Here is a 4,105-nt window from a genome sequence, read left to right as displayed (position 1 = left end):
CTAGGTTTCCTCATCACCCTCAAGGCAATTGGTACATTCATCCATTTTCGGGTCACCATGACGACTACAAAAATGACGAGCGCATTGCCGGCAGGTCATAAAACTCATTCGTATTAACTCCGCATTCTCACACACATAACAATTCTTTTCTCGTTTCGCTTTTGGCATCGTTCTTCTCCTTAGTCGGCAATCTTCTCAAGTCATTTCAAGACATAGGGCGCACAAGCAAAGCCCGGAAGGCACAGATATGGCACCAACGATTTCAGTGTGTCATGGCCAAGAGAGACGTGAGACCATCCTCATGAAATTGGCGTGAACGTCAGGGAGGGCGTGCATCTCGCAACGACGCGGGGAGCGGACGCTGATCCGTAACAGGGAGGGGGAGCCTACCGCATGACCCTACCTCCTGGCAATCCTTAACTCGCCTTTGACACCGTTACCCCCTTCAATGGAATGAAGAACCGGCAAATATCAAAAGGGGCCTAGCCTCCTGCAGAAAATGGGGGTACAATCCCTTCGCCTGCGTTCGAAAGACCTCCTCAGCCCTTCTGTGGTATGTCGATAGGGAATTCGATCCGTCTGATCACTCAATTTTTAAGGCAGCACGTCATTATTCCATTGCAAAATGTCGACATTTTGGGTATGTCTATCCATGCTAAACTGGTGCCTGTTTGAAAAAGGTCTACCTTGTTCACAGACATTCACGAAAGGCAAAGACAGACATTGGTACAGATCGGGTAATTCCCCTACGGTGGCATTATAGAGTATGGCCACATGCCGGCAGAGAGTGTGACGCTGACCCATTGCTTCCGGGTTCATGCCATCAACAGTTGGATCCCTATGAGAGGGAAAACCGCTTCGCTCTCCATGTTCATTTCAGGTAGTGTTGAAAAATGCCGCCAGCGGCGTTCTCGCCACTTGGCCGTGCTCACGTACTCCTCCGTACGCTCCGCTCCTCCAAGCGGCTGCGGCCTTCCCTTCGAGAGGCCTCAGGGCAGGACTGGACGGGCATTTTTGAACACTCCACTATTTTTCTCGGGTAAGCCTCGGTGACTCCTAAGCTGATGCTGCGGCGAAATTTTTACAATATTCAACAGTCCCTATCACAATCATCGATTGAAATTCTCTCAATGGTTTACAGAGGAACGGGTAACCAGAAACCTTCCGGTACACCTGTGTCACTTTTGTCGCGGTCGCATGTTTTAAGATAAGGGTGATTCCCGGCTTCAGTCATCGGGAATACGCCGCATTAGATCAGGGAAGATCTCAGGGAAGGATTCGAACGGAACGAGGCACCCCCTGTGACAACGAATGTCTTTTTCAAGAAAGGAAGTTCTTTATGGCCTGCAAGCGATGTGGTGGACTGATTGTGAAAGAGTCCGTCTATGATAGGGAGGGCAGCAGTCAGTTAGTCCTCATGGACCGTTGCCTCCAATGTGGCAACATTGAGGATCCCGTTAGCGCACGCAATCGTTCGCAATCGCCCGTTCCTTCATCCCAGAAGGGCAAAGCCCGTCGGATCCCTGAGCATCCCAGGACTCCCCTGGAGATGGCCGAGGGGTAAGCATGGAGCTACGGCGGCACCAGAAGGAATTAGCGGACATCTGCGAGGATATTTTAGGCGGGCGAGGCCTGACAGACATTGTCTGTGCGGTCACACCCGGTGGAGGCAAAAGCTTGCTGCCTCAGATCCTGGCTTCCCGCTTGATTCCAGCCATTGCCGACGCCCTGTGCTGGATTGTCCCTCGCAGTGTCTTACAGGACCAGGGTGCGCGGGGTTTTCAGGATCCCAGCCACCGGGCGCTCTTGGGTCATCGGTTGGAGGCCATGATGACCACCAACCAGGAAAATCCAACAAGAGGGTGTGCGGCCTATGTCACCACCTATCAGGCCCTGGCAGCCGACACGCGCAAGATCAACGCCAAAGAATTCCGCCGCAAGCGGTACATCCTCGTTCTTGATGAACCACATCATCTCGAAGAGGGAGGACTGTGGCATGAGGCCATTCAGCCGCTCTACGACCGGGCAGCGCTGCGAGTATTGATGAGCGGAACGTTCGAGCGTGGTGAAGGCACACCCATCGCCTTCCTGCCGTATTCCACCACCGACCGGGGAAACCGGCTTGATTGGGACAACACGGAATCCCGGGCCGTCATTCATTACACGTTAGCCGATGCCCTGCGTGAACATGCCTGCATTGATTTGACCGTCCATTACGCCAACTGTCAGGCGACCTGGTTAGACGCTCAGGGAGCCGAGCACCATGTGGAAAGCCTGGCACATGCCGGGAAACAGACCGCAGCCGCACTCCTGACGGCGCTGAAAACGGAAGCAGCCCTGGAACTCTTAAGCACGGGCGTGAAGGATTGGCAGGTTCATCGCACCACCCATTCCCGATCGAAGCTGCTCGTGGTGGCCGCCAACATTGAGCAGGCGCAAAAATATACGGCCTGGCTTCAGGAACGAGGCGTGCCGGCCAGAATTGCCACAAGCGATGATTCCACGGCAGCCTATCAGGCGATTAAAGCCTTTAAACGACAGGGTAGCGGAGCGGTGGACTGTCTGATTACCGTGGCCATGGCCTATGAAGGCCTGGATGTGCCGGCCATTACCCATCTTATCTGTTTGACCCATATCCGGACCAAGCCATGGATCGAACAGGTCGTTCATCGAGCCACGCGCATGGATCCGCTCGCGGGACCCTATGCTGAGCAACGGGCCTACATTTACGCTCCGGACGACCGGCCATTCCGGGAATGTTTGGGATATATCCTGGCCCAACGGACCACGGCGATTGCCGACAGCCCCTCATCGACACAGGACCTCGGAGAAGGGACCTACCCCAATGCTCAGGGCCTTCTCCCGATAGCGGATCGGGCGGAATCAAGTATTCAACCCTTACGGTCCGGCGTCCTTGAAATGCGCAACCAGGGGTTGTGGGCAAACCTGGCCGTACCGGGCCAAATGGAAACCAACCAGGAGACCCCCAAAGAACGATTAGATCGTTTGCGGAAAAAAATTGAACAACATGTCCGTGCGCACGAGCAATCGAAAAAACTGTCCCATGGCACGGTGAACCGGGCTGTCTATTCGCAGTTTCGAAAATCGCGCACCGCCATGACCGAATCCGAACTCCATAAAGTCATGCAATGGGTCCACAAGATCTATCCGCTCTGAGGACATTTTTACCAGGAAGCCTCTATCACATGTCCATACAATGGTTTCCCGGCCACATGAACGTCGCACGCAAAGAAGCGGCCAAAGCGATGGAAGCCATTGATGTCCTGGTCGAAATACTGGACGCGCGCATGCCGGACGCCAGCAGCAACCCGTTGATCACGGAATTGCGGCTGCACCGCCAGCGTCCCTGCTTGAAAGTGCTCAACAAAGCCGATCTTGCCGACCCCGCCGTCACGCAAACCTGGCTGAACGAATTCAACCGGGAACCTGGCGTCAACGCCGTTGCGCTCTCCTGTAACCATGCCGGCCAGGCCGCTAAAATACCCGGCCTGTGTCAACTCCTTGCCCCCAACCGTAACAGCACCAGCAAGCCACTACGCATGCTGATCATGGGCATCCCCAACGTCGGCAAGTCCACGCTCATGAATAGCCTGCTCAAACGCCGTCTGGCCAAAGTCGGCAACGAACCAGCCGTGACCAAAGTTCAGCAACGCCACACCCTGAACGACCACATGACGCTCATCGACTCACCCGGCCTATTGTGGCCGAAAATCGAAGATCCTGGCGTAGGACTCCTGCTCGCCACCATCCACGCAGTCAGCGCCAAGGTGATGGTCGAAGAAGAAATCGCCGAGTTCCTAATCACCATCCTTCTCGCACGCTACCCTGCTCTGCTGACGAAACGCTACGGCTTTGGCGCAGACGGGCTGGATAGCATGGGCGTGCTCGAAGGCATCGCCACCAAACGCGGATGTCTGCGGAAAGGAAAGGGCGGGGAATTGGATAGGGAAAAAGCGGCAAAAATTCTGTTGACGGAATTCCGCAACGGCACGCTGGGTCGCATCAGCCTGGAGACGCCGGACACGCGAGACGCTTTCCTCTAATGTCAGACTTCGTTAACCGCTTAGTGATTGAACTTCTGTTC

At 54.9% G+C, this 4,105-nt stretch carries 3 protein-coding genes; all 3 read left to right on the top strand.

Annotation, left to right across the window (positions count from 1 at the left end):
• Nucleotides 1-1,339: 1,339 nt before the first annotated feature.
• The 3 genes from AAH187_RS18830 to ylqF are packed head-to-tail and all read left to right on the top strand — an operon-like array spanning nucleotide 1,340 to nucleotide 4,064.
• Entirely contained in the window at nucleotides 1,340-1,564 is a 225-nt protein-coding gene (locus AAH187_RS18830; protein WP_342350030.1) for a hypothetical protein, read from the top strand.
• Between the two features lie 2 nt (nucleotides 1,565-1,566).
• Complete coding sequence (locus AAH187_RS18825; protein WP_342350029.1) at nucleotides 1,567-3,177, top strand: DEAD/DEAH box helicase family protein; 1,611 nt, start codon at nucleotides 1,567-1,569, stop codon at nucleotides 3,175-3,177.
• 29 nt (nucleotides 3,178-3,206) lie between these two features.
• Nucleotides 3,207-4,064, top strand: a complete 858-nt coding sequence (gene ylqF / locus AAH187_RS18820) for a ribosome biogenesis GTPase YlqF (RefSeq protein ID WP_342350028.1) — start codon at nucleotides 3,207-3,209, stop codon at nucleotides 4,062-4,064.
• Nucleotides 4,065-4,105: the final 41 nt, after the last annotated feature.

Origin of the sequence: uncultured Nitrospira sp., from assembly GCA_902500695.1 — a bacterium.
GTDB lineage: Bacteria > Nitrospirota > Nitrospiria > Nitrospirales > UBA8639 > Nitrospira_E.
This window is presented reverse-complemented; position numbering and strand designations above follow the sequence as displayed.